General features: G+C 59.4%; 17 protein-coding genes and 1 tRNA gene. 8 read left to right on the forward strand and 10 right to left on the reverse strand.

Annotated elements, in window-relative coordinates:
- Positions 1-16: 16 nt before the first annotated feature.
- From J4E00_RS10845 to J4E00_RS10865, 5 genes are all read left to right on the forward strand, one after another.
- Positions 17-607 carry a C40 family peptidase gene (locus tag J4E00_RS10845; protein ID WP_236049704.1) on the forward strand — a complete coding sequence of 197 codons (591 nt, stop codon included), beginning with the start codon at positions 17-19 and terminating at the stop codon, positions 605-607.
- Between the two features lie 167 nt (positions 608-774).
- Positions 775-4,272, forward strand: a complete 3,498-nt coding sequence (locus tag J4E00_RS10850; RefSeq protein ID WP_208175174.1) for a TonB-dependent receptor — start codon at positions 775-777, stop codon at positions 4,270-4,272.
- Between the two features lie 34 nt (positions 4,273-4,306).
- Positions 4,307-4,840, forward strand: coding sequence for a hypothetical protein (locus tag J4E00_RS10855; RefSeq protein WP_208175175.1), 534 nt, complete (start codon positions 4,307-4,309; stop codon positions 4,838-4,840).
- 215 nt (positions 4,841-5,055) lie between these two features.
- A tRNA-Ala gene (locus J4E00_RS10860) sits at positions 5,056-5,129 on the forward strand.
- Between the two features lie 344 nt (positions 5,130-5,473).
- On the forward strand, positions 5,474-7,417 hold the full coding sequence (locus tag J4E00_RS10865; RefSeq protein WP_208175176.1) for a peptide-N-glycosidase F-related protein: 1,944 nt from the start codon (positions 5,474-5,476) through the stop codon (positions 7,415-7,417).
- A 152-nt stretch (positions 7,418-7,569) separates the two neighbouring features.
- Here J4E00_RS10865 and J4E00_RS10870 read toward each other — a convergent pair whose 3' ends face one another.
- The 3 genes from J4E00_RS10870 to J4E00_RS10880 all read right to left on the reverse strand — a co-directional run bounded on the left by J4E00_RS10870 (position 7,570) and on the right by J4E00_RS10880 (position 12,126).
- Positions 7,570-10,071, reverse strand: coding sequence for a GEVED domain-containing protein (locus tag J4E00_RS10870; RefSeq protein ID WP_208175177.1), 2,502 nt, complete (start codon positions 10,069-10,071; stop codon positions 7,570-7,572).
- A 198-nt stretch (positions 10,072-10,269) separates the two neighbouring features.
- The gene (cysK, locus tag J4E00_RS10875) at positions 10,270-11,193 is read right to left on the reverse strand and encodes a cysteine synthase A (RefSeq protein WP_208175178.1); all 924 of its coding nucleotides are present in this window, start codon (positions 11,191-11,193) and stop codon (positions 10,270-10,272) included.
- A 93-nt stretch (positions 11,194-11,286) separates the two neighbouring features.
- Positions 11,287-12,126, reverse strand: coding sequence for a serine O-acetyltransferase (locus J4E00_RS10880; protein WP_208175179.1), 840 nt, complete (start codon positions 12,124-12,126; stop codon positions 11,287-11,289).
- Positions 12,127-12,302: 176 nt separating this feature from the next.
- On the opposite strand from J4E00_RS10880, the gene J4E00_RS10885 reads away from it, so the two are divergent.
- Positions 12,303-12,644 carry a cupin domain-containing protein gene (locus J4E00_RS10885; RefSeq protein ID WP_208175180.1) on the forward strand — a complete coding sequence of 114 codons (342 nt, stop codon included), beginning with the start codon at positions 12,303-12,305 and terminating at the stop codon, positions 12,642-12,644.
- Positions 12,645-12,731: 87 nt separating this feature from the next.
- Here J4E00_RS10885 and J4E00_RS10890 read toward each other — a convergent pair whose 3' ends face one another.
- The 7 genes from J4E00_RS10890 to J4E00_RS10920 all read right to left on the reverse strand — a co-directional run bounded on the left by J4E00_RS10890 (position 12,732) and on the right by J4E00_RS10920 (position 23,287).
- On the reverse strand, positions 12,732-15,935 hold the full coding sequence (locus tag J4E00_RS10890; protein WP_208175181.1) for a PAS domain S-box protein: 3,204 nt from the start codon (positions 15,933-15,935) through the stop codon (positions 12,732-12,734).
- 159 nt (positions 15,936-16,094) lie between these two features.
- On the reverse strand, positions 16,095-16,907 hold the full coding sequence (locus J4E00_RS10895; RefSeq protein ID WP_208175182.1) for a mechanosensitive ion channel family protein: 813 nt from the start codon (positions 16,905-16,907) through the stop codon (positions 16,095-16,097).
- Between the two features lie 45 nt (positions 16,908-16,952).
- Positions 16,953-17,678 carry a hypothetical protein gene (locus tag J4E00_RS10900; protein WP_208175183.1) on the reverse strand — a complete coding sequence of 242 codons (726 nt, stop codon included), beginning with the start codon at positions 17,676-17,678 and terminating at the stop codon, positions 16,953-16,955.
- Positions 17,679-17,757: 79 nt separating this feature from the next.
- Positions 17,758-19,803 carry a peptidylprolyl isomerase gene (locus tag J4E00_RS10905; protein ID WP_208175184.1) on the reverse strand — a complete coding sequence of 682 codons (2,046 nt, stop codon included), beginning with the start codon at positions 19,801-19,803 and terminating at the stop codon, positions 17,758-17,760.
- A gap of 90 nt (positions 19,804-19,893) precedes the next feature.
- Complete coding sequence (locus J4E00_RS10910; RefSeq protein ID WP_208175185.1) at positions 19,894-21,003, reverse strand: MJ1255/VC2487 family glycosyltransferase; 1,110 nt, start codon at positions 21,001-21,003, stop codon at positions 19,894-19,896.
- Positions 21,004-21,119: 116 nt separating this feature from the next.
- Positions 21,120-22,697 carry a T9SS type A sorting domain-containing protein gene (locus tag J4E00_RS10915; RefSeq protein WP_208175186.1) on the reverse strand — a complete coding sequence of 526 codons (1,578 nt, stop codon included), beginning with the start codon at positions 22,695-22,697 and terminating at the stop codon, positions 21,120-21,122.
- A gap of 95 nt (positions 22,698-22,792) precedes the next feature.
- On the reverse strand, positions 22,793-23,287 hold the full coding sequence (locus tag J4E00_RS10920) for a redoxin domain-containing protein (protein ID WP_208175187.1): 495 nt from the start codon (positions 23,285-23,287) through the stop codon (positions 22,793-22,795).
- A 250-nt stretch (positions 23,288-23,537) separates the two neighbouring features.
- Between J4E00_RS10920 and J4E00_RS10925 the strand changes: the two genes are divergently transcribed.
- Both J4E00_RS10925 and J4E00_RS10930 read left to right on the forward strand, forming a co-directional pair.
- Positions 23,538-24,461, forward strand: coding sequence for a hypothetical protein (locus J4E00_RS10925; protein ID WP_208175188.1), 924 nt, complete (start codon positions 23,538-23,540; stop codon positions 24,459-24,461).
- A 263-nt stretch (positions 24,462-24,724) separates the two neighbouring features.
- On the forward strand, positions 24,725-25,201 hold the full coding sequence (locus J4E00_RS10930; protein ID WP_208175189.1) for a nucleoside deaminase: 477 nt from the start codon (positions 24,725-24,727) through the stop codon (positions 25,199-25,201).
- The last annotated feature ends 73 nt before the right edge of the window (positions 25,202-25,274 follow it).

A 25,274-nucleotide genomic window follows, 5' to 3' on the forward strand; every position in this document is an offset into this window, starting at 1 on the left:
GCTACTGCTGCCGGCTTTGCTCTTGCTGGCAAGCTGCAACCGTAAGCTCAACTACCGCGACGGCCAGTACCGCTCGGCGCGCGAGATGGTACGCCTGAAAAAGGGCGGAAACCGCGGCAGCGCCCGGCCCGTGGGCAAAACCAAGGCCGTGGGCGTATCGCCCAGCGGTACCAAAGCCAAGGTAGTAGTGAAACGTCCGGCCCGTACGGGCAACGCCACCGGCACACTGGCTTCGGTGATTGAAGCGGCCCGCTCCTACCAAGGCACGCCTTACTTATACGGCGGCACTACCCGCCTGGGACTCGATTGCTCCGGGCTGCTCCAGCTGTCGTTTGGCGAGGCCGGCATCAGCATCCCACGCTCGTCCAACGAGCAAGCTGTGTGGGGCGAACCAGTAAAAACGACCGATTTGCGTCCGGGCGACTTAGTGTTTTTTGGAGCTTCGCCGGGTAGTCGCACCATCACGCACGTGGGCATGGTCACGGTGGCTGATGAAGAGGGCGTTGATTTTATTCACGCTTCCACCTCGCTGGGTGTCGTTGAAAACAGCTTGGAATCTGACTATTACTTGAGCCGCTTTATCCGCGCCGTTCGGCCCCGATTATAGCGACATGCAGAGTACCTTTGCATTGTAAATAGACTAGCATTCCGTCTAAACAACTAGTGTTCAGTATCGAATAAATGGTAAATTTTCCGTAATATTAACTCTTTATGCCCTGCCGTACCTTTGTCTCACGTTCACCAAACTCACTGTTTCCACCAAACTCTTTGCATATGAATAATTCACTTTTACGCCAATTCTGCTTGTTGGCGATAATGCTGCTTTCGGCCCATTTGGGCTGGAGCCAGGGCGCCACCACGGCCGCCATGAGCGGCGTTATCAGTGACAAGACTGGCGCGGGCCTGCCTGGGGCCACAGTTATTGCCATTCACACGCCGACCAATACGCAATACGTAGCCCCTACCAATTCCGACGGACGCTTCAACATTCAGAACATGCGCGTAGGTGGTCCCTACACGGTTCGCGTGACGTTTGTGGGTTACAAAGACCTTGTTCGTGAAGGCATCACCCTGAGCCTGGGCCAAAACCAGCGTTTCGACCAGCAACTGAGCGACGCCACCACCGAGCTAAGCGAAGTAACCGTGAGCGGCCGCCGCGACCCGGTTATCAACGCTGGCCGCACGGGCGCCAGCACCACAGTGCAGCGCGAGCAAATTGAGCGCCTGCCTTCGCTGAGCCGCTCTTTTGCCGATTTTACCCGCCTCACACCCCAAGCCAGCAGCGCCAACAACCAAAGCTTTGCCGGCCGCAGTGGCAACTATAACAACGTAACCATCGACGGTGCCATCTTCAACAACTCCTTTGGGTTGTCGTCTACAGTCGGTGGTCAGTCCAATGCTCAGCCGATTTCGCTGGATGCTGTTCAAGAGATTCAGGTAAACCTGGCTCCTTACGACGTACGTCAGGGTTCTTTCACTGGTGCCGGCATCAACGCCGTGACCCGGAGCGGTACCAATGACATTTCGGCGTCTATCTACGGATTCGAGCGCAACGAGAAGCTGGTAGGCAGCAAAGTGCGTGACCTAAAGCAAGACTTCCCTGCTTTTAGTCTCTACCAGTTGGGTGCCCGCGTGGGTGGCCCCATCATTAAAGACAAGCTGTTCTACTTTGTGAGCGTTGAGGGTGAGCGTCGCAAAGACCCCCCCGGCACTTTTGTGGCTAACCGTCCTGGGCTTCCTGCTCCTGGCGTTGGCTCGAACACCACGCGTGTAAATGCCTCCGACCTCGACGTGCTCACCAGCTTTGTTCAGAACAAGTACGGCTACAGCATTGGCGCTTACGAGAATTACCAGCTGGCTCAGAACTCGGATAAAATCACGGCCAAGATTGATTGGAACATTAACTCAAAAAATACTTTCAGCATCAAGTATAACTACCTGAAAGCCTACCGTGATGCTTCGCCTAGCGGCAGTGGTACACCTTCGCCAACTGGCGGTCGGGGTATTTCGCAGAACACGCTGCCCTCGCTTTCGGCCTACTACCGCATCCACAACGATGTACAGTCGGTTATTGCGGAACTGAACTCCTCCATTAGCTCGCGCTTCTCGAACCAGTTTCAGGCGGGCTTCACGGCTCAGCGCGACTACCGCGAGTCGCTGGGTGGCTCGCCGTTCCCCTTCGTTGACATTCGCAACACTGACGCCACCAGCAACGTTGGCACTTCGCTCACTTCGTTCGGCTACGAGCTGTTTACGCCCGGCAACTTGCTGGATTCGGACATCTACCAAGTATCGGACAACCTGACGTACACGACCGGCAAGCACCTAATCACGCTGGGTACCTACAATGAGTTTTACAAGTTCCGCAACGGCTTCGCTCCGGACTTGTACGGCCGCTACAACTTCAACTCGCTGAGCGATTTCTATGCTTCGGCTGGCTATGTTTATAATGCCGACCAGACGCTTTCGCCCCGCAATGCAGATGGCACGCCAAACTCCAACCCGAATGCTGTTGGAGTACCTCTAGCTACGGCTACTAACAACTACTCGAACCGTTACGTCTTGAACATCAACGGTCAGAACCCGAATTTGGAACTACCCTACGCCACCATCAAGGCCATGCAGTTGGGCTTCTTCCTGCAGGATGAATGGTCGGCCCGCCCAAACATCAAAGTAACCGGCGGCCTGCGCATTGACGTACCCATCGTGAACACGACGCTGCCCCGCAACGAGGATGCCGCCGCCATCAGCTTCCGCAATGGCGAGCACATCTATACTGACCAATTTCAGAAGGCCTCTATCCTGTTCTCGCCACGGATTGGCGTAAACTGGGACGTGAATGACGATACCAAGACACAAGTTCGCGGTGGTACGGGCATTTTCACAGGTCGTGTGCCCTTCGTGCTGCTTTCGAACCAAGCTTCGAACAACGGCTTGCTGTTTGGTACTCAGAGCATCAACTCCACCATCACGCTGCCAGGTGCTACTGTTGCTACGCCGAACCCCAACGCCGTTGCCTTCAATCCTAACCCGAACTATCTGCCCAGCGCTACCGGCGGAACTCTTGACCCTACTAAAACGCCTGCTACCTACAACTTGGCTGTTACAGACAAGAATTTTAAATTTCCTCAAGTATGGCGCACCAGTCTGGGTGTTGACCAGCGCTTGCCTGGCGACGTTGTCCTGACCTTGGACGCTATTTTCACGAAAGACCTGAACTCCGTGTTCTTCGACAACGTGAACCTGCCCAACTCGACGGCTCGCTCGGCCGGTGCTGACCAGCGCCCGCTATACCGCGACCCGGCTGCTCTCAACACGCGTGTTTTTCAGGTAAGCCCCAAGATTGTAAACAACGATGGCGCTATCGTGATGCGTAACTCGAATAAAGGCTACTCTTACACTCTGACAGGCCAACTGCAGAAGTCATTCAGCAACGGTGTTTCCGCTAGCCTAGCGTACACGTACGCTGATGCACGTGACGTAAGCATTCAAGGCTCGACGCCTTTCCCGCTGTGGTCGACTCGCGCTATTTCGGGCGACCCAAATGAGCAAAATCTGAGTTATTCGCAGTACCTACAGTCGCACCGCGTCGTGGCTTCGCTCTCCTATCGGAAGGAATACCTTGGTCACTTAGCCACGACGTTCTCTGCATTCCTAGATGCCGGTCCTAATGGTCGCTATTCGTATGTGTATAATGGTGACATGAATGGTGACGGTGCTACGCAGAACGACCTAATGTACATTCCCCGGAGCCGTGAAGATATTCAACTTACAAACCTGACCCTGTTCGCCAACACGCCCCAAGCTGTTATTTATACTGCTGACCAGCAGTGGACCGACCTCGACAACTACATCAGTCAAGATAAGTATCTTAACAAGCGTCGTGGCGAATACGCTGAACGCAACGGTGGTGTTAACCCATGGTTTGCGTTTGTGGATGCACGCTTGTTGCAGGACGTTTTCACCAACATTGGCAAAAATCGCAACTCGCTTCAGTTCAGCATTGACGTCTTCAACATCGGCAACCTTATCAACAGCAATTGGGGCGTGTCGCAGGCAGTACAGCGTAGCTCGCCCCTATCGTTTGTCAATTTCGACCAAACTACTGGCAAGCCTAACTTTCAGTTCAACCCTATCACCAGTACGCGTAATGTGAACTTGGACCGCTCAGTAAACACCACGGTACAAACACTGAACGTGACCGACCGCTACAACACCGGTGAAACTTCGCGTTACCGCATTCAGTTGGGCCTGCGCTATACCTTTAACTAACACGGCAGTCATCTGACCCTATTTGCTTCACGCCATGAAAAATTTCCTCCTCATGCTGTTCGCGGGACTGACCCTGGCTTCGTGCTCTGAAATCAGCACTGACCCGGCCCCGGCCCGGCTTACCCGCACGAACACATCCAGCCTGACATACAGCCTCGCCGGCTCGGCTCTGGCTACTGATACGCTGCTTGTAAATCCTCGCATTGCGGTATACCTGCTCGCTCCGGAAGTACAGAGCGACGGTAGCACGTTCTACCCGCTGACGACTGCTGCTACTCCACTGGCTACCGTGACCCCAACGCGCACGACTCAGACCTTAACTATTCCCGCCGTAACACTCCAAGATGGTCAGCCAGCACCTATCGTACGTTTGGTATTCAGCAGCGACAACCGCCCAGGTTTGAAGAAATCAGGTACAGCTACTGTTGGCGAACGCATTACCACCTCGTTGTATGTAAACAATACCACAACGGTGCGGGCTACTACCACCTACAGCGGCCTAGACTTTAATCGGGCATCGGTTGCTCCTTTCCGCAAGCAGACTGATTTGAGTATCGCTGCTTATTAATCCGTTCCTGTTCTATTTTCTCGTTGGCCAGCTTCTTCAGGGGAGCTGGCCAACGTTTTTTAGCACCAGACTATCGAATAGACAATTTTTATAAATTTTCAGCCTGACCCTCGGTCATTTAACTAAAATCTACCTTTTGGCACTTGCGCAATCGGATTTCGCCCGTACTTTTGTTGAACCAAAGCGCAAATGGCACGGCGGTAAAGACCAAATCAGGGGGATTAGCTCAGCTGGCTAGAGCGCTTGCATGGCATGCAAGAGGTCATCGGTTCGACTCCGATATTCTCCACTGAAGAAGTGAATAAAGACAGGTCGCTACAACTAAGGTTGTGGCGGCCTGTTTTGTTTTACAGCCGGCTGGAGCTACAAATAGCCCGCACCGCATCTGTTTGGCTCGGCACTGTTCCTAAGCCGAAGAAATATTGGCTTCGCTTATGAATTAGCATCATTGCCATATTTTAGTGAGATTGTTACGGATTTGATACCGAACCGTGGCCAAATGAGGCCCTTGGCACAGCAGAAACATCAGGGGTAAGCGCTATGCCGAAGCTGTAGAAACTGCGGCATTGGTGGATGGATTAAGCGGGTATGGGTTTCCGTTTCTATCTTGAGGCGTAAATCATTCATCCGCTTATGTTTAGAAAATTACTTTTTCTGCTTGGTTTGGTAGCAGGAATATTAACCCTGCCCGAACGTAGCCTGGCCGCCCCCGGCGACACAACCCGCGTCACCATTTTCAACCGGCGCCCCCTCACCCACTACGGCAACTACGACACCACGACGGTGATGCCGGCAACTGGTCGTCGCTACCGCAAAGTGCTGATGCACTACATTCTGAGTCGCTATGCCTGCCCTCCCGGCACCCAATACTGCGGCTCCTGGGACTACACTACGCGGGTGATTCTGCGGCCCCCGGCGCACGACTCGCTGGAGTTGGCCCGCATTATGACGCCGTATGCTACCGACTGGCTGGCTTCGAATAAGAGCCACGACTACGTGGTGGACGTGACCGATTACGCCCCCATGCTGGTGGGCAGCCCCGGTTTCCGGTTCGAGTACCAGGGCTATTCGTGGGGCTTCCGGGTGACAGTGCGACTTGATTTCATTGAAGGCACGCCGCCCCAAGACCCAATAGATGTGCGCAACGTGTACAACGGTACATTTGCCTACGGCGTCACGGCAGACCCCATCGACAATTACTTGCCGGCTAAGACCTTTACAGCTCCTTCGGCGGGCACTATTGCGCTCAAGAGCCTGATTTCGGGCCACGGTTCGGACCCGGCTAACTGCGCCGAATTCTGCCGCCGCTATTATTCGCTGCTTGTCAACAACACGTCGCGGGGCAATACGTTTCTGTGGCGCGATGACTGCGGTAAGAACGAAGTCTATCCGCAGACGGGGACTTGGGTGTATGACCGGGGCAACTGGTGCCCAGGCGCAGTGGTGCGCCGCATTGTGCAGCCACTCACCAACATTACCACCCCCGGCCAGCCTTTCTCGCTTGATGTGAACATGCAGCCCTACACGGCCTCCAACCAGACGGCGGCTTCGGCCCAATACATCTGGAGCAGCCAGCTGGTGTCGTCAGGGGCTATCAACTTCCAGACCGATGCGTCGCTGGATGAAATCATCTCGCCGAACTCAAACGAGAATTACGTCCGCGAAAACCCAACGTGCGGCGGCCCACAGGTGCGGCTGCGTAACCTAGGCAGCAACCGCCTCACGGCCGTGACCATTGCTTATCGGGTGAAAGGCCGCGGGCCGCTCCAGACCTATAACTGGACGGGTAACCTTTCCTACGGCCGCGACACGCTGGTGGCATTGCCTCCCCTCACGACACTGATGAACAACACAACCGGTGGCCGTTTCCAGGCCTGGACGACCAGCCCCAACGCCAGCCGCGACCAGAACGCTTACAACGATACCCTCACCACGAAATTCTCCCCCACCATCACGTTGCCAGGCTCGGTTACGGTAAGCATGACGACGAATGGCGCCAACACTTTTGGTATCATCAACGAAACCAGCTGGCAGATTATCGATGTGGCCGGCAACGTGGTAAGCCAGCGCGTGAACGCCAACAGCACCACCACCTACAACGACAACGTGCGACTGGCACCGGGCTGCTACTCGCTGCGCGTGACCGATGCTGGCTGCGACGGCTTTGCTTGGTGGGCTTCGCCTACGGTGGGCAACGGTACCATGCGCATCCTGAACTCGGCGGGTAGCGTGCTGCAAACCCTGAGCGGCGACTTCGGCTGCGAATACACGCTTAATTTCCAAGTGGCAGGCACGGTTACGAGCGCGGCAACGGCGCAACTGCTGAATGCCCTCGATGTGTACCCCAACCCCAGCCACGACGGCCAGTTCAACCTCGACCTCAACCTGCCCACCAGCCAGGACGTGCAGTTGCGTGTGATTGACGCGCTGGGCCGGCAGGTACGGATGCAGCAGCTGTCGCAGGTGAAAGCCTCGATTCAGCACCTGAACCTGACGGGCGTTACGCCGGGCGTGTATGCCCTGGAAGTGCGCCTCGCCGATGGCACGAAGCTGAACCGCCGCTTGGTGATTGATTAAAGCACAGTCTCGGTCCGACCGCCGCAGGTGGTCGGACCGAGACTGTGGTTGTTACGTTATCGTCTGGACGACAATTGGTCGGACCAAGCCAGGCATAAAAAAAGGCCCCGCAACCAAGTTGCGGGGCCTTTTTGCATTTAAACCAAGTCAGCTTATTGCTTGCTGACCTTGATGGTTTGGGTATTGTTTGCATCCTGATAGCGCACCAGGTAGATGCCGGCAGCCAGGCCACTCATATTGAAGTGAGCCGACTGATTGGCTACCAGAGCCGTTTGCAGCACCTTGCCGGTAAGGTCGGTGAGGGCTACCTGAGCTTGCGGGCCAACAATGCCCACCTGCACCGTGAGCGCTGCGGTGGCAGGATTGGGGAAAGCGCTGAGGGCTACATTGGCCTGGCCCGAACGGCTGGCGGTGGCTACCACCAAGTTCACCAAGTAGTCTTCAGCCTCGCCATAATCAGACTGCGAAGCGCCACAGGCCTGGGTGGCCAGGGGCACGAGGTCATCGCCGCCGCGCACGCGCAGCTTGGTTTGGCCGAGCAGGGCAGCCGCCGGAACAGCCACCGGAATGACGGCCGTGCCGTTGGTGCCGGCATTGGTACCCAGCGTAAAATACTCAGTCGCGTCAAAAATGCCATTGTGATTAAAGTCAATCCAGAGGGCGCTGTACTGGTTCACATCGGAGCCGAAGGTGAGGGTAATGTTGGTGGTACCGCTCACGGGCAGGCTGGGGATGGCCAGGGTAGCAGGCTGCTGGCTGCTATAGTCGTGGTAATAAGGTGCCGCATTGGCGAGCGTGCCGGTGTTGCTGGCTAGGGTGCCCACCGTCACGGTGCGGATAATATCGGAGTTGCCGCCACTGACATAAGTGGGCGTGCAGTAGCACTGCGTGAAGGGCGAGAGCGTGACGCTCACGGGAACGGACAAGGCCGAGGCACCGCTACCCGCACAGGTGATTTGCAGGCGGTAGTCGGTATTAGCGGTGAGGCTGGGCACGGTGTAGGGCACGGTGGTAGCACCGCTGATGGCGGTGAACGTATTGGCTCCCGCCGGACTGCTCTGCCACTGGTAGCTGAGGCCGGTAGCATTGGTGGTATAGCCGCTGGCCCGCAGGACGAACGAGGTAGCCGGGCACACCGCAGCAGCAGATGCCGTAGCAGTGCCGCCGGTGGGAGTGCCGGAGCAGGCAGTGGCGGCAGCAATGGTCACGAGGTAGTCCTCTACCTCCCCGAAGTAGCTGTTGAAGCAGGCCTGATTGCCCACTACCCCACCGTTATTGGAGCGCACCCGCATGCGCGTGGGGCCAGTGAGGGCCGTGGCTGGTACTGCTACCGAGCCCGTCAGGCTCAGGTCGAGGCTGGTGAAGCCGGTGGCTGGGCCCGTGCCAATGAGCGTGTATTCGGAGGCGTCGAAGGTGCCGCTGTGGTCGTAGTCAATCCAGACGCCAGCCTGGCTGTTGGTAGCGTTGATGTGCAGGTCGAGGGTAAGTGGGTAGGTGCTGCCAGGGGCCAGGGTGGTGGTCAGGGCCGTGTTGCTGGTGTAGCTCACGTAGCCGCCAGTGGTGCAGGTGCTGGTATTGCTGAGTGCGCCGAAGCTTACCCCCCGAATCCATTCGCTGGTGCAGCTGCCGCCAGTGGGCGTGCAATAGCAGTTGAGAAACGAGCTTTGGGCCACTGCTATTACGGCCGACGAGGACGACAGCGTGCTGCCCGCGCAGGTCACCACGACGCGGTAATCAGTAGCAGCCGTCTGGTTGGCCACGGTGTAGGCCGACGTGGCTTGCGAAGTACCCAAGTTGGTGAAAGTATTGGCACCGGCCGGGCTGCTCTGCCACTGGTAGCTGATGCCCGAGCCGAAAGCGGCTCCGGTGGTGTTCAGTGTGAAGCTGTTGCCCACGCAGGCGCTGGCAGTGGTGCTGGTGGGCGTGCCAGCGGCGGGCGTACCGTTGCACACCGAGTTGATGGTGACGCCCATCACATTCAGTACGCCCGAAGTCGAGGTTTTCGAGAAGGCGATGCTCTGAATCTGCTTGGCAAAGTTAGCCGCAGCAATGGTCAGCCGGATTTGGTACAAGCGAGGGTCCGAAGCGCTGTTTTCGCGGTTTTCGACGCCGCGCTGCACCCGGCCCAGACCCAGAACGGCGTAGTTGGCACCGCCATACCAGTCCGACACCGTCTGGCCACTGAACACCTGCGTGGTGCCGTCGCTGAAGGTCACGGTCATGTCGACTGTAGCCGCGCCGCTGCCCGACGTAGCCATCAGGTATACCTCTCCGGCCGACTGTGGCGTGGCAAACGTGAGCGTACCAGTGCCGGTGCCCGTCCCCGTGCCGCTGGCCGGAATCCGCAGTGAGTTATTGCCTGCGTAAGACGCCATCTGGAACGTCACGCCCGCCGTGGCCGCGCTGTTGATGAGGCCACTGTTGGGTAGATACGAGGTGCCGGTCGGGTTATAGTCCTGGGCCATAAATACGTAGCCACCCGCGTCGATACCAATGGTGGTCGAGTTGATGGAAGTACCGGTGCCATTGGCCACCACGTCGGCATTGTAGCCGGTGACGGTGACGGGCACATAGGCCGCCTGCGCCATGGGGGCCGTGGCCAGCCCCAGCGCGCCCAGCGCCAGCGTAAGAAGGTGGGTAATGTTTTTTTTCATACAGGGGTGAAGATGGTGTGGTAAGCTGTTGGAGAAGGGGGTTGGGATGAGAGGGTTACAAGTTCTAAAAGTAGGCCCCAACGCTGCGGTAAGCAAAACGCCCGGCCAGAATTCTGGCCGGGCGTTTTAGATATCATCAGTCGTCCTGAATATCAACTGTCATCCTTCGTCTCTGCCCAGGACGACAGGCAACAGTAACTACACAAACAGCCCCTCCACCGACAGGTACCGCTCACCGGTATCGTAGCAGAAGGTGAGCACACGGCTGCCCTGGGGCATGTCGGGCAGCTTTTTGGCGATGGCGGCCAACGACGCCCCCGACGACACGCCCACAAACATGCCTTCCTCGCGGGCGGCGCGGCGGGTCATCTCGTAGGCTTCCTGCTGCGATACCTGGATGGCGCCATCGAGAATGGCCGTGTTCAGGTTTTCGGGGATGAAGCCCGCGCCGATGCCCTGGATGGGGTGCGGCCCCGGCGCGCCCCCGCTGATAACGGGCGATGCCTCCGGCTCCACGGCGAAGGTTTTCAGGTTGGGGAAGTGGGGCTTGAGGGTTTCGGTTACGGCCGTGATGTGGCCGCCGGTGCCCACGCCGGTGATGTGAAAATCGAAGCCCTCAGGAGCATCGCGCAGGATTTCCTGGGCCGTGGTCCGGGCGTGAATCTGCGGGTTGGCGGGGTTCGAGAACTGCATGGGCATCCAGGCGCCGGGGGTGTTACGCACTATTTCCTGGGCTTTCTCGATGGCTCCTTTCATGCCTTTTTCGCGGGGCGTGAGTTCTAGGTTGGCCCCGTAGGCAGCCATCAGACGACGGCGCTCGATGCTCATGCTTTCGGGCATCACCAGGGTCAGCTTGTAGCCTTTCACGGCGGCCACTAGGGCCAGGCCCACACCGGTATTGCCGGAAGTGGGCTCCACAATCAGGCTATCTTTGGTGATGAGGCCATCCTTTTCAGCCTGCTCAACCATGCTCAGCGCAATCCGGTCCTTAATGGAGCCGCCGGGGTTGGCCCGCTCCAGCTTCACCCAGACTTCCACATCGGGACGGGTAGCGGCAAATAGTTTGTTGATGCGGACCAGCGGCGTATTGCCAATGGTGTCGAGAATGGTATTGGCTTTCATGGGTTTTGGAAACGTAGTGTCTTGAAAACTTCAGGCTTAGAAAACAACTATCATCCTTCGCTCCGCTCAGGATGACATGACATGGTTGTTAAATCAAATTGAAAAAACCAGTTCGGCGGCAGGGTCTACGCTACGCGAGATGTTGATGTGGGCGCGGTGGTATACGCGGGAGTGCGAGGGTACGCTTTCCGTCAGCCAGACGTTGCCGCCGATGACGCTATGCGCGCCTACTACTGTGCTGCCACCCAGAATGGTAGCCCCCGCGTAAATCACCACGTGGTCTTCGATAGTGGGGTGACGCTTCTGGCCTTGCAGGCCCTTGGTCACGCTCAGCGCCCCGAGGGTCACGCCCTGGTAAATCTGCACATTGGCCCCGATAACGGCGGTTTCGCCAATGACCAAGCCGGTGCCGTGGTCGATGCAAAACGCCGGCCCGATGTGCGCCCCCGGGTGAATGTCGACCCCCGTGCGCTGGTGGGCGTACTCGCTCAGCAGGCGCGGCAGGCGCGGCAGCCCCCGCTGATACAGCGCGTGCGCCACCCGGTAAAGCGCCGTGGCATAAAAGCCCGGATAAGAGCTGATGATTTCGCCAATTCCCTGCGCGGCGGGGTCGGACGCCAGAATGGCGCTGGCATCGCGTAGCAGGGCAGCCCGTAGCGCTGGTAGCTGGGCCGTAAATTCATCGGCCAGCGCCCCGGCCGGTGCCGGCAACGACGGCACCTTGGTGAGCAGAATGGCCAGTTCGGACCGGAAGTGATACAGCTCCGAGGCGACGGCATCGGCCGTGGCCAGCGGCCGCTCGGCACGGTGCGGAAACAGGAGGGCTAAGAGGCCATCGGCCAAGGCACAGAAGGCCGCGCCGGGCAGGGCGTCGGGTACTGAGGCGTGGGCCTGGGCCAACTCGGCGGCAAAAGAATCGGGAAGGATGGGCACAGAAAAAGGCGGTAAGGATGAAGCAGGGAAAGTAACCGGGTAGCGGGGCGAAGGTTTCGGGGCGAGCCGGCAACGGCGGCTGCGCTTAGCCCGTTAGCCAGGCACCGGACCAGCGTTGCACTTATGGTCCGCTAGACCGGCCAAAAGATACTTCACTCCTTTCCCAATCCCGCACCATGTCCGATACCACCATCATTAAAGTTGATTCCGAATATTCTCCCAAAGGTCCCGACGGTGAAAAATACCTGGCCTCCGGCAAGCACGTTGCCATGCGGATGTGGGAAAAAGAGCAGCCCGGCGAACCCAAAGAACCCGCCACCCGCTCCTACGAAACCGTGGGCTACGTACTCAGTGGCCGGGCCGAACTACACATAGCTGGCCAACTGGTTATCCTGGAGCCCGGTAACTCCTGGGTGGTACCCGCCAATACCGAGCATACCTACAAAATTCTGGAAGCTTTTACGGCCGTAGAAGCTACCTCGCCTCCCGCACAGGTGCACGGCCGTGAGGAGAAGTAGGGCCATCCTAGTATATTGAACATCAGCTCTATCGAGTACTGCTCACAAGACACTTCGCCATGTTCGGGATGACAGCCGGCCCCTACCCTACTGCGCGGAAGCCAACGGGCCCAGCACCCAGTCCTGCACAATGCGGATGAGGGCGGTTTCCTGGAAGGGCTTGGTGAGGTAGTCGTTCATGCCCACGGCCAGGCATTTTTCGCGCTCGCCGTTGATGGCGTTGGCTGTGAGTGCAATGATGGGCACAGTGAGACCCAGGTCCTGCCGTAGGATGGCGGTGGCCTCGTAGCCATCCATCACGGGCATCTGCACGTCCATCAGCACCAGGTCGAAGGGCTGGGCCTGGGCCAGCTCCACGGCAATTTCACCATTGGCTGCTTCGGTCACTTCCATGGCCAGGTTGGTCAGGAACACCCCGGCCAGCATGCGGTTGAAAGTATTGTCCTCGACCAGCAGCACGCGCTTGCCACGCAGGGCGTAGCGCAGGCTGCTCAGGTCGGTGCTGGCTTTGGGCTGGGGCAGGTCGGCGGGGGTGGCCACGGCCAGGCATAGCGTGAAGCGGCTGGTGGTGCCCCAGTTTTTCTGGCTGCTCACGCGCAGCTCGCCGCCCAGCAATTCCACCAGCTTTTTGCTGATGCCTAGGCCCAATCCGGTTCCTCCAAACTTGCGCGACACCGACGAGTCTTCCTGGCTGAAGTTCTCGAATATCTGGGCCAGGTAGTTGGTTTCCATGCCAATGCCGGTATCGCCCACGGCAAACTCCACCCGCACCTCACCATTGGGCAGGGTTTCGAGCAGGGAGCAAGCCACCGTTACAGACCCATGCTCGGTAAATTTTACGGAGTTGCCGGCCAGGTTGAGCAGGATTTGGGTGAGGCGGTAGGGGTCGCCGAACAGCACGGCGGGCACGCCCGGCCCCAGCTGCGTGATGAAGGTGAGGCCCTTTCCTTCGGCCTTGTAGAGCAGGGTTTTCTCTACCTGCGCCAGCACTTCGCGGGGGCTGAAGCCGATGCGCTCGATGGCCATGTGCCCGGCATCGATTTTCGACAGGTCCAGGATATCGTTGATGATGACCAGCAGGTTCTCGGCCGATGCCGTGATGGCGTGCAGGTAGCTGGCCTGGGGCGCGTTGAGCTCGGTCTGGGCCAGGAGCTGGCTCATGCCCAGGATGGCGTTCATGGGCGTGCGGATTTCGTGGCTCATGTTGGCCAAGAAGTCCTGCTTGGCACGGCTGCTGATGTCGGCCTGGGCCTTGGCCTCGCGCAGGCTGGCTTCGAGCCGCTTCTGGGGCGTCACATCAAGATAGATGCCGATGGAGCCGATGGGCTGCTGGTCGTCGCCGTAGAGCGGAGCACCGCTCACCAGCAGCCACTTGCGCTCGCCGGTCTTGGTGGTCACCACTACTTCGTAGGAGTCGGAGATGCCGTGCTCCCGGCTTTTCAGCTTGGCCTCCACCATGGCCAGGTCGTTGCCGTCGAGAAGGATGGGCGAAAAGCGCTGGCCGGCCAGCTCGTCGGTGCAGTAGCCGGTCATGTCGCAGAAGCTCTGGTTGGCGTAGAGCAGGTGGTCGTTCAAGTCAGCTTCTACCAAGCCCAGCGACATATTTTCGATGATGCCCCGGTATTTCTCCTCGCGGCGGCGCAGGTCGGCTTCGGCATTGATGCGGGCCGTGATGTCCTGAAACTTCCACATCTGGCCGATGTAGCGGTCACCGTCGAAAATCGGCGTGAAGTCGCGCTGCAGCACCCGGCCATCGAGCAGGGAAAGAATATCACCGCTCACGGGCTTGCGCCGTTGCAGCAAGGCCGCGATGCGAGCCACGTAGCGGTGTGGGTAGCGCATGGAGGATTTGGAGCCTTCGGCCAGCCAGGCCCCTTCCTTGCCCACCAGCTGGGCCGGGGTTACGGGGTTGTCCAACAGGTCGCAAAAGGCGTCGTTGGCCAGCATGATGCGGCGGTGCTCATCTTCCAGCACGAGGCCTTCCTGGAAGTTGGCAATCACGGTAGAAAGGCGCTTTAGGGAAGCATCAAGAGCATTGCGGGTTTCTTTCAGGGCTGAGATATCCGTGTTGGACCCGCTGAAAATCACAGGCCGGCCGGCGGCATCGCGCTCCGTGACGATGCCCCGCGACAGCACCCAGGTGTAGGTGCCATCCTTGCGCCGCAGCCGGTGTTCGCTGACATACAGCGGGGTTTCGTCCCGCAAGTAGCGCTCGAACGCCTGCGAAGCGGCTTCCTGGTCGTCGGGGTGCACGTGGTTTCGCCACGTCATGAGCACGCTGGGAAATTCCTCGTGCTGGTAGCCCAGCATGGCCTTGTACGGGATGGAATAAAAAATTTCGTTGGTAACCAGGTTGCGCTCCCACGTCCCGTCGCCGAACCCCTCCACGGTCAGGCGCCAGCGCAGGTCACTTTCACGCAGCACAGCCTTGGCCTGTTTCAGTTGCGTGGTGTCCTGCAGGATGCCGCTGTACACGACGCCCCGCTCATCGCTCCCAATCACCACGGCATTGCTTTGCATCCAGCGCAGGGGCTGGCCTTCTACTATCACGCGGTGTTCGTGGTTCCACGGGGCTTCGTCCCGCACCGCATCGGCCATCGATTGCATAAAGCTGGCCCGGTCGTCGGGGTGCACGAAATCGGGCATCCGCACAATGTCCTCCACCCGGATGCCGAACAGCTCATACAGCTTCGGGCTGACGTACACGAACTCGAAGCTGTTGTCCTTGTTTTTGCGCCATTCGTAGAGTACGCCGGGCGCGCTCTCGGCCAGGGCCTGGAAGCGGACTTCGCTTTCGGCCAGCGTTTTTTTCCAGTCGGTGATGTCTTCTATGAGCTTGGCTATCATCACCACGTCGCCGGCCGCGTTGCGAATAGGCAGCACCTTTACCCGTATCCAGCCAGCCTCACCCGGCAAGCCCGGCCGGGGCACTTCGTATTGAAAAGCGACCTGAGCAGCCAGGCTTTCCTGAATGTAGCTCAGCGTAACGGGCTCGGTGAGCAGAGGCCGCAGAAACTGGCTCATCTGCCTGCCCAGCAACTGGGCCACATCGACCCCATACATCCCCGTAAAGCCGTCGTTGGCCCAGATAATCTGGTCGGCGGTGTCAGTGAATACCACCGCTAAGTAGATGCCCTGCATTAGCTGCTCCAGCTGCGCGGGCTCGGGCACCAGCGGGTTGGGCGTGGCAGCTGCACTTGCGGCTAGCTCCGCCCGCAGCGCTTCGTTTTCGGCCTGCAACTGGCCCAGAGCTGCTTCCAGCTGCGCGCGGGTCATGTCGGGTTGATTCACAGCAGAGAACGAAGAAAGCTGATAATGCCTGTTGATGTGTATTTACGGGGCCAATTTAAGGGCGGTTTTCCAACGAGACAGAGCCAAATAACCAGCCTATTAGCCAAGCACTGGGCTTATCATGGAATCTTATTATTCGCTTCTGATTGGCACAGTAGCTTACTGAGCCGGCAGGGTGCGCACGTGCGACACCGGCACCGGGCTGCCCACGCCCTGCTGCGCCAGTGCCCGCTGCAGCTGCTCGATGATGCGGCCCTGGGTGGGGCCGTTTTGCCCGGCGGCCGTGTACGCCCGAAACGCCACCGTCATGCCGCCGGCCTTAAGGGCCGTGACCACTACCTGCGGGGCGGGCGTGGGCAGCACCTCAGCATCGGCCTGCATGAGCGGAATAGCCCAGCCGCGCAGCGCCGCCAGGTCGGTGGCGTTGTCCAGGTCGGCCACGATTTCGACCAGGGCCTTGTTCTGAGCCGTTTTATTGACGATGACGTTGTTGGAAGTAGCGCCATTGGGCAGGATGACGGTATCGCCTTGCCCGGTGACGAGGATGGTGTTGAAAATCTGGATTTCTTTCACCTCCCCCGACTTACCCTGCGACTCAATGGTATCGCCCACCACGTAGGGCTTGAAAATGAGGATGAGCACCCCGCCCGCGAAGTTGGCCAGCGTGCCCTGCAAGGCCAGGCCCACTGCAAGGCCCGCCGCCCCCAGAATGGCCACAAATGAAGTTGTTTCAAAGCCCACCATGCCGGCTACCGTAATCAGCAGCAGTACTTTGAGCACGATGTTAACCAGGCTGGTCAGAAAGCCGGCCAGCGAGACGTCGAGCTTGCTGGTAGCCACGGCAATGAGGCGGCTGGCCCAGCCAATCAGCCACCAGCCCACCACCAGGGCCACCCCCGCCATAAGCACGCGGGGCAAATAGAGAATAGCCAGACTCTGCAGTTGCTGGGCGTAGGTAGCTACTTGGTTCATTGGAATAATAGGGTTGACGAGGACGACCCGCAAGATAGCGCGCAGTTAGTCATGCGCCTGCTGAGCATCAATTTCGTGGATGAGCTGGCGGGTGTGTTGCAGCACGCCGTGGTAGCGCAGCATAATGTCACGCAGGGCGGGCTCCTTGTTCAGGTAGTTATACATTTGGTCGGACTGCATCACGGCCAAGAAGTTATCGCCTGAGCGTTGCAGGTGCTCATCCAGATACGTCAGAATGGTGCGCGCTTTGTAGTCGGAAAAGGCCCGGGTTTCGCTCACCAGGCTCGGCACTCGTTCCTGGTAGTTGTCCATGATGTCGTTCAGCAGCTCGTCGTTTTCGATAATCCCGAGCTTGCCAGCCGATTTCAGGCCCTCAAACCGCGACGAGTTGGGCAGCAGGTTGGTATTGTTGAAAAGCGTCCATTGGTAGTGGTGTACGCTGTCAACGTTTAGCGTTTTGGCGGTCATGGTGCGGAAATACTGGTAGCCTTTCAGCACCCGGGCGTAGGTCAGCGAGTCGTTGCGCAATTCCTTCAGGTCGCTCGTCAGGTCGGCACGCAGGCCGGTGAGGAACTTGCGCTCCTCGGCTTGTTCGACTGAGTGCTCGTGCCAGGCGTGCAGCTGAATGGACAAGGTGATGGCAAATACGATGATGCCGATTTCGAGCAGAATCTCCGGCAGCCGGTGCCGCCAGCCCTTGTTTGCCGAGTGGCTTTCTTCCATACCCAGGGCCTTTTTTCCGTGTTTGGCAATAAGGTCTACTTCAATCATGATAGCACTTCCGGCAATTTGCCCCGACCACTAGCGGCCATATGGCAACTGTAAAAGTAAAGATTGGGGTGCTACTCCCCTACTGCGCCACCACCAATTCCACGCTTAGAATCTGGTCGCCGATGTCGAGCTTATGCACCACGTCCAAGCCCCCGACTACCTGGGCGAAAATGGGGTAGCGGCCGTCCAGGTGCGGCGTGGGCGTGTGGGTGATGAAGAACTGGCAGCTTTCGGTGTCTTTGCCGGCCGAGGCCAGGCCCACGCTCCCCTCCTCATAGCGCAGGTCGCCGAACTCGGAGCGCAGGTTATAGGGGGCGCTGCCGTTGCCATCGCCGCGCGGGTCGCCGCCCTGGACCACAAAATTGGGCACTACGCGGTGGAAGTACAGGTTGTCGTAAAACTTCTGGCTGATGAGCGTGACGAAGCTGGCCACTGCACCGGGCGCTTCGTTGGGCTTCAGCTCCAGCAGAATAATGCCCTTGCTGGTACGCAGCCGCACCTGCTGGCCCAGCGGCACGCCCTGCACCACCGCCCAGTCGATGGGGTGCTGCGCGGCCGTGGCCAGTGGCGAGGGCGTCGGCTTTGGAGCCTTTTCCAGCTTATCGAGGGCCTGCTGAATGCCCTGCCAGGCTTCTATTTCGCGGGGCAATTGCAGTTTGGCCTGGGCATCGCGCAGGGCCGTGAGGTCGGCGGGCTGGGCAGTTGGGTAAAGCTTGGGGTCGGCCAGGGCTTCGGCGGCAGTGCCAAGCAGGGCTACATCGCCGCTGCTCAGGGCCTGGCGCATGGCAACGGCAAAATCGGCGTGGCGGCTGGCCGGAAAGTCGGGCAGGCGGCGCATAGCCAGCAGCGCCCCCAGCGCGTAGCCTGCCACCACCGGCGACTGCCCCGGCGCAAACGCCTCGATGCGCATGAAATCGAACGCCGCGGGGTCTTCACTCAGCGCTTCCAGCAAGAAGCCTTTCTCATACACTGTGGGCACGGCTGGGTAGCGCTTCTCAATGGTCTCGACCAAACTGGGCCGAGCGGCTGGGCTGGCGTGGTGCACAGCCGCCCGCAGCAGCGCCGCCCGCACCCGCACTGAGGCTTGCTTGTTGCCATCAGCCAACGCCGCCAGCGCCGCGCCCGATTCCCCTTTAGCATGGGCCAGCAGCCACTCGGCCGCTGTAAGGGCCACAGCGGGCTGGTCACGATTAAGAGTTGTGAAGACGGCTTTTCGGCTAGCAGGGTAAGACTCCAGGCCAAATGGCAGCGCCCTAATAGCCATCAGCCGCACGCGGTAGTCGGGGTCTTTGGTGGCCATGTGAACCAGCACGGCGCCCGGGCTGGCTCCTTTCACAACAGCAGCAGTTGAAGTAGCGTCAGCTGTTGAAACGGCGGCCGTTGGAAAAGCCGCTATTTTACCTAAGGCGCTGGCTGCTGCCGCCCGCACGGCATAGTTCCGGTCTTTTTGCGCCACGCGCACCAGCGTAGTTTCGGCCAGGCGCTTCAAATCGGCATCAAGCCCGCGAGTACGGCTCAGGCCTACCACGGCCGCCAGCCGGCCGCGCACCGGCAGCTTGGGCGAGTTCAGCAGCAGGACGGTGCGCCGGATGGTTTCGGGTGAAGTGAGACCACGCAGGGCGGCGCGGCTCAGGCCCCAGGCTAGCGCAGCGGCGCGGGAAGTGTCGGTCAGAATTTCTACGCGCCAGAGCTCGGGCAGGCTGTGGCGCGTGACGGTGCGGCCCAGGGCCTCGTGCACGTAGCGGCGCACCGTGCCATCAGTTTCCTTGAGCACGCGCACCCGCAGGCTGTCTACGGCGGTGCTGTCGCCGGTCTGGCCGAGGGCGTAGGCGGCGGCGCGGCGCACGCCGGGGTCGGCATCGCGCAGCAGGGGCAGCAGGCCGGGTACGGCGGCCGGGGCCTGCACCGAGGCCAGGGCCAGGGCGGCTTCGCGCCGGTAGGTGGGGTTGGCGTTGGTGAGGAAGGGCAGAATGGTGGCCGCGTTGCGCTCGTCCTGCGCTGTGCCAATCTGGCGAATGGTGGCGTCGTGGTATTTATTGGCGTGGTCGGCGCTGGGCCGCGGGGTACGGGCGCAGGCGGCCACCAACAGCAGCAAGGGCCAGAAACGAAGGGAGCGGAAGGTCATGGATGGGTAGTAGTAGCGCGAACTTTTAGTTCGCGTGGCAGAACAGACGCAGTGCACAGACTGGAACGGGACGCGAACTAAAAGTTCGCGCTACTCTCCGCCCCAGGATTCTTCCTGCGGCGCGATTTCGCCCGGCAGGTACGCTGTGCCGATGTCGTTCAGCATATCGTCGAGCTGCGCAAACAGCACTTCGTTGCCGTGCTGCTGGTAGCTGGCCAGGGCGGTTTCAAAATCCGCTATTCCCGCCAGAAACGCCCCCAGGTTATCGGCCGTGATGGATTCAAAATGCCGGCCGTAACCCATCTGCTGCACTTCGGCTGCGTTCAGCCATTGTTCAAACTGCGCTGGAATGGGAATAGCGCAGATGGGCTTGCGCAGGAACACGGCCTCCGAAATCAACGAAAACCCACCGTTGGTGACAATGGCGCGGGCGCTGGCCAAATCGGCAATAAAGCCGGCTTCGGAAAAGGCCCGGAGCTGCACGTTGCCGTGGTCTTCTTCCTTATTGAAGCCGTACACGCGAAACTCCTGCTCGGGCAGTTGCTGCAACAGCGGTACTAGGTTCTGCTGGGTAGTGGCCGACTGATACACCAGCACGTGGCTGCCCTGCGTGGGCGTAGCGGCCAGGATTTCGGGCCGGATGATGGGCGGTACCAGCGTGGTGCGCTTCTTCTTCAGCGCCAGGTTGAAGAAGGTGGTGACGAAGTAGTGGCGGCTGCGTGGCAGCTTGGCCCGCACAATGGCTTTGGCCAGCTGGTAGTTGCCGCGCTCGGCCTTCGGTATCGCCACGTTCAGCCGAGCCCGACTGATAATCTGCATATTGTCGATGCTGACCACCGGCAGCCGCTTCAGCTTGGCAAATAGGTAGCTGAAAGACTCAAAATCCGAAATCACTATTTCCGGCTCGAAGCCGCCCAGCAGCTCCCGGTACTTGCTGAAATTCACCTGCAAGTCCTCCGGGGCGGTGCGCAGGGTGAGTTTCACGGTCTGGGCCTTGCTCACGGCCAGGCCATTGTAGGCCAGGTGAAAGCCCCGGATTTCGTGCACCCGGCCGGGGAAGGCGGCGGCCAGCATTTTGTAGGCGCGGCTACTACTCACCACGCTCACGTCGTGGCCCTTAGCTAGTAAGTGACCGATAACAACTTTGCTGCGGGTGGCATGACCCAGGCCCTCGCCGGGCACTCCGTATAATATTTTCACGCTTCGCTTAAGCTTAATGGGAAATGAAGAATGAGGAATGAAGAATTGGCAAGTACGGCCAAAATCCCTCATTCCTCATTCCGCGAAGCGCCTCATTCCTCATTCAGCCGCAGGCATCATTCCGTCACGACCAGCTTCTCACTGCGCGTGCCCTGGCTCGATTCCAGCCGCACGATGTAGATGCCGGCCTTCACGCCGCTGAGTGGTAGCGGCAGTTGCTGCGGGCCCGCCGGAAATGCCTTTTCGCGCACCACCGAGCGCACCAAGCGGCCAGTAGCATCGAGCAGCGAGACCGTGACGGGGCTAGCGCGCTCCATCTGGAAATTAATGGCCGTGGCCCCGCTGCTGGGGTTAGGATACACGGCCATTTGCACGGTACCGGGGGTGGTAGCCACGCCGGGCATGGCACTCAGCACCACGTTTTCATCGCCGGTCTGGTAGGGCAGCACGTCGAAATACGTGAGCAGCATTTCGGACGTCGTGCTTTCGCCCCACTGCGTGGTGACGGGCGGGCTGTTGGGGTTGCGCGGGTTTTGGGCGGTGTTGTCGTAGGTGGCATCGGCCATGAGGCGCGAGCCGGCCGGAATGCGCTGCAAGCCGGTGAAGCGGTAGGTACCCTGCCAACGGAAGTCCCAGTCGTTAATTTTTACCAGGCGAATGGTATCGCCGTTGGGCTTCACGGCCCATACTTTCCAGCTTTTGCTGAGCAGATGTGAGTGAGGTGCCACGCTAAGAATGGTGGCTTCGAACGGCACCGTGAGCTGGGCGTGGAAGGTACTGGTCTGGTTGGCTGGAATGACAAACGGACCGTTGGTGAGCGTGACCGGCGAGATGGCCGGCAGCGTCTGGATGTAGCGCGTGACGGGCTGGCGGGCAAAGAAAATATTGACCACCGACGAGTCGCTCTGTGTCACGTAGTTGGGGCCGTAGTGAATCTGGAGCAGCAGCGAGGAGCGGCGGTAGAGCTTTTTGCCCATGCCCGAAGGGTAAAATCGCGACTGCATGCCTGGCACCCAAGCCGCAAAATTGGTTTCGATGGGATTGAAGCCGAAGCCGCCGAACTGGGTGTAGCCGTAGCCGGGCGCCGCCGCATCAAGCGCCTGGGCCTGCTGCGTGGTGTCCATGCCGATGATGACGTGGTGGGTAATGCTCTTATTACCCGCCCGAAACTCAATGGCCGCAATGTCGCGGTCGGTGGGCATGTTGATGGGCAGCACGAAAATGCGGTACATGTCCTGGCCATTGCCCAGGTGCGTGAATTTCTGGGCCATCGGAATCACCATATCCGGCGTGCCGAGCTGCGAGCCGCTGGGATAAGTGGGCACGGGCGGCGTCTGGGCAGCGTTGCCCTGCGGCATGCCACCATCCACCCAGGAGGCTATTTTGGCGATTTCCGCGTTGGTCAGCGTGTTCTCGTCGAGGTAGTGGCGGTAATTAGGGTCGGGCTTCCACGGCGGCATGTAGCGCGTACCCGTCGCGTACTTAATGGTTTGGCCGTGGCTGGCCACCTCGGCGTAGGTCGTGAGCGGAAACGGGGCCACTTCGCCGGTGCGATGGCAGTTGGTGCAGTGCTGGTACACCAGCGGCGCAATATCCTGGCTGAAAGTGTACGGCGTGTTCTGAGCCTGCGCCGGTTGCAGCCGGCCCACCAGCGCAAAAGCTAGCAGCAAGGTGGAGAAGTAGTTTTTCATCATGGGGATTCACTTATGCAAAATTCAGAGCGTCATGCTGCGCTGCGCTCTACACAACATTCTATCTATTAAAATCTGTAAGGCAATCTGTTTCAAATTTACTCAATAAAGCAGCCCACCGGCTCGGTGCGGGGCACGGCTACGGGCTTGCCGGTAGTCACGGCGGCTAGGGCGTCGGCCAACTCATGGTGGTTGGTGATGGTGCGGTGCTGGCCCAGGCCGGCGTAGGCATCGTTCAGCCGGCCTTGGTAGAGGACAGTGTGGCCATCGGCGGCTACCACCACGGCTTCGGGCGTGACGCGGGCGTGCAGCTTTTTGGTGAGCTGATGGCCGGCATCGGCTTGCAGGGGGAAGGCCAGCTGGTAGGTTTTGGCGAAGGCCGCCAGGCCAGCCGGGTTGGTTTCCTTGGCCGGAAATACCCCCACGAACCGGACGCCCTGCGCCTCGTAGCGGCTGTGCAGCTCGCGCAGCGGCAACGTGGCCGCCTGGCTAATGGGGCAGGTTTCGGCCAAAAAAACATACACCGTGGCGCGTGGCGCCGGCGCCACTCCAAAACCGATGAAACTGAGCAGCCAAAGTAGTAGAAACGGCATAAGAAAGGCAGTTAGAATCGGGCAAAAAGGCTATTTCTATAGCCTGCGGCAAGAAGTAGTCCCGTTGGTGCGTTTGCTTTGTGGTGCTTTGGATGCGTAATCGGGTCAAAAGTTACATAGCAAAACCCTATTATTTTGTTGACTCCCCTACTGGCCCGGGGTTCATTCAGACACCGCTCTGCCGAGCCAGGTTCCGACTTTTCGGCCCGGTTTTCGTTTACGCCGCTAAAAACCCATTGCTTATTTCGCTATGAATACCTCTGTTTCCCGGTCCCTGGTGGCCACGCTGGCAGCAGCGGCCCTGTTGCTGGCCAGCTCCTGCACCGCTCCCCGCGCCATCATTGCCACTGGCAAAGTCACGCCCCAGGGCGAGTTTCGGGTGGGCTACAACCAGGGATTTAACATTGCCAGCGCGCCCATTGCCAAGGCCGGCAGCGCGGTGAAGGAAGCCGCCAGCCAGGCCGCCAGCCAGGACAAAGTGGACTACACCGACGCCACTACCCAGCTGCAAGCCGCCGCTCTGGCCTACATCCTCGACCCGGTGCAGCCCACTGCCGACCTCAACATCCGCTACGGCATCGTGCCGCGCCTCGATGCCGGCTATAAATACGCCTTCGGCTCGCACGTTTTCGATGCGCAGTACCAGCTGCTGGGCCCCACTGGCACGCCCGAAAACCCCGGCGCAGGCGCTGCCAGTGGCACTACCTACGCCAGCATCGGCCTGCAGTTTGCCACCCAACGGGCCAAGTTGCCCAGCCTTCCCTTCCTCTCGGATATCAATTCAGTCCTGAATTTCCGGGCTACCCGCAACGACTTGCTGGTGCCGCTCACGTTCAGCCAGTCGTTTGGGCCGGAGGAAGAAATCGGAGCCATCAGCTACGGCCTGGTGTATGCCCACAGCTGGGTGAGCTATGGTTTCGCGCCCGACAAAATCTACAACGGCTCGGTGAAGGTGCCGGAGCTGCCGCTGCAAAGCCGCAACTTCTCCTCCTTCGGCGGCTTCGTCAACCTCAAGCTGGGCTACCGCTACTTCTACGTCATTCCGGCCGTGTCGCTATTCTATCAGAACTACGGCGACTATGCGCTGCTGAATGGCAAAAGCACTTCCCTGAGCGGGGTGACGGTAGTGCCTTCGCTGGGCTTCCAGCTACGGATTCCTAATTTTAATAAGTAAGGGGCGCTCACCGCAGCCCTTCCCCCCCTCTCCAAAACAGAGGGCACCAGATGGACCCTACCATAGTTCTGCTACAAAAAGAGCCTTTTGCTGATGCGAAAGGCTCTTTTATTTTCATCTTTCCAAGTCCAGTGTCCCCTCTGTTTTGGAGAGGGGGTCAGGGGGTGAGGTTGGCAGGGAACGAAGTCTGCTGGCTAATGGCTTTCTTTGTTGCCCGTTTTTCAAAACTTTAGGCACCGTCTGCCTTTCCACTCTCCCACCCTATGGAAGCTCCCAATCCCGAATTCATGCGCGAAGCCATTCGCCTGTCCATTGAGAAAATGCAGGCCGGGCACGGCGGCCCATTTGGCGCGGTGGTGGTGAAGGACGGCAAAATCATTGCCCGTGGTTTCAACCAGGTTACCACCACCCACGACCCTACCTGCCACGCCGAGGTCGACGCCATCCGCAAGGCCTGTAAGGAGCTCGGCACCTTCCAGCTCGACGGCTGCGACCTTTACACCAGTTGCGAGCCCTGCCCCATGTGCCTGGGCGCCATCTACTGGGCCCGCCCGCGCAGGGTATTCTTCGGCAATACCAAGGCCGATGCGGCCGCCATTGGCTTCGACGACCAGTTCATCTACGAAGAGCTCGACCAGCCCATGGAAAACCGTAAATTGCCCATGACGCAACTGTTGCGCGACGAGGCCCTGGCCGGATTCCGCGCCTGGACGGAACTGGAAGGCAAGACAGAGTATTAGGAGTTAGCAGCTTTAAAAGCGTGCAAAAAAGGCGGTCATGCTGAGCGTAGTCGAAGCATTTCTACTGCAGAAG

It is taken from the genome of Hymenobacter negativus, from assembly GCF_017571495.1.
Classification (GTDB): Bacteria; Bacteroidota; Bacteroidia; order Cytophagales; family Hymenobacteraceae; genus Hymenobacter; species Hymenobacter negativus.

What these genes read in the sequence shown, in the direction of transcription:
- J4E00_RS10925 (WP_208175188.1), top strand. Translation starts at nt 23,538, where the DNA reads ATGAATACCTCTGTTTCCCGGTCCCTGGTGGCCACGCTGGCAGCAGCG.
- cysK (WP_208175178.1), bottom strand. Translation starts at nt 11,193, where the DNA reads ATGAAAGCCAATACCATTCTCGACACCATTGGCAATACGCCGCTGGTC.
- J4E00_RS10850 (WP_208175174.1), top strand. Translation starts at nt 775, where the DNA reads ATGAATAATTCACTTTTACGCCAATTCTGCTTGTTGGCGATAATGCTG.
- J4E00_RS10930 (WP_208175189.1), top strand. Translation starts at nt 24,725, where the DNA reads ATGGAAGCTCCCAATCCCGAATTCATGCGCGAAGCCATTCGCCTGTCC.
- J4E00_RS10920 (WP_208175187.1), bottom strand. Translation starts at nt 23,287, where the DNA reads ATGCCGTTTCTACTACTTTGGCTGCTCAGTTTCATCGGTTTTGGAGTG.
- J4E00_RS10900 (WP_208175183.1), bottom strand. Translation starts at nt 17,678, where the DNA reads ATGATTGAAGTAGACCTTATTGCCAAACACGGAAAAAAGGCCCTGGGT.
- J4E00_RS10870 (WP_208175177.1), bottom strand. Translation starts at nt 10,071, where the DNA reads ATGAAAAAAAACATTACCCACCTTCTTACGCTGGCGCTGGGCGCGCTG.
- J4E00_RS10895 (WP_208175182.1), bottom strand. Translation starts at nt 16,907, where the DNA reads ATGAACCAAGTAGCTACCTACGCCCAGCAACTGCAGAGTCTGGCTATT.
- J4E00_RS10865 (WP_208175176.1), top strand. Translation starts at nt 5,474, where the DNA reads ATGTTTAGAAAATTACTTTTTCTGCTTGGTTTGGTAGCAGGAATATTA.
- J4E00_RS10915 (WP_208175186.1), bottom strand. Translation starts at nt 22,697, where the DNA reads ATGATGAAAAACTACTTCTCCACCTTGCTGCTAGCTTTTGCGCTGGTG.
- J4E00_RS10855 (WP_208175175.1), top strand. Translation starts at nt 4,307, where the DNA reads ATGAAAAATTTCCTCCTCATGCTGTTCGCGGGACTGACCCTGGCTTCG.
- J4E00_RS10885 (WP_208175180.1), top strand. Translation starts at nt 12,303, where the DNA reads ATGTCCGATACCACCATCATTAAAGTTGATTCCGAATATTCTCCCAAA.
- J4E00_RS10905 (WP_208175184.1), bottom strand. Translation starts at nt 19,803, where the DNA reads ATGACCTTCCGCTCCCTTCGTTTCTGGCCCTTGCTGCTGTTGGTGGCC.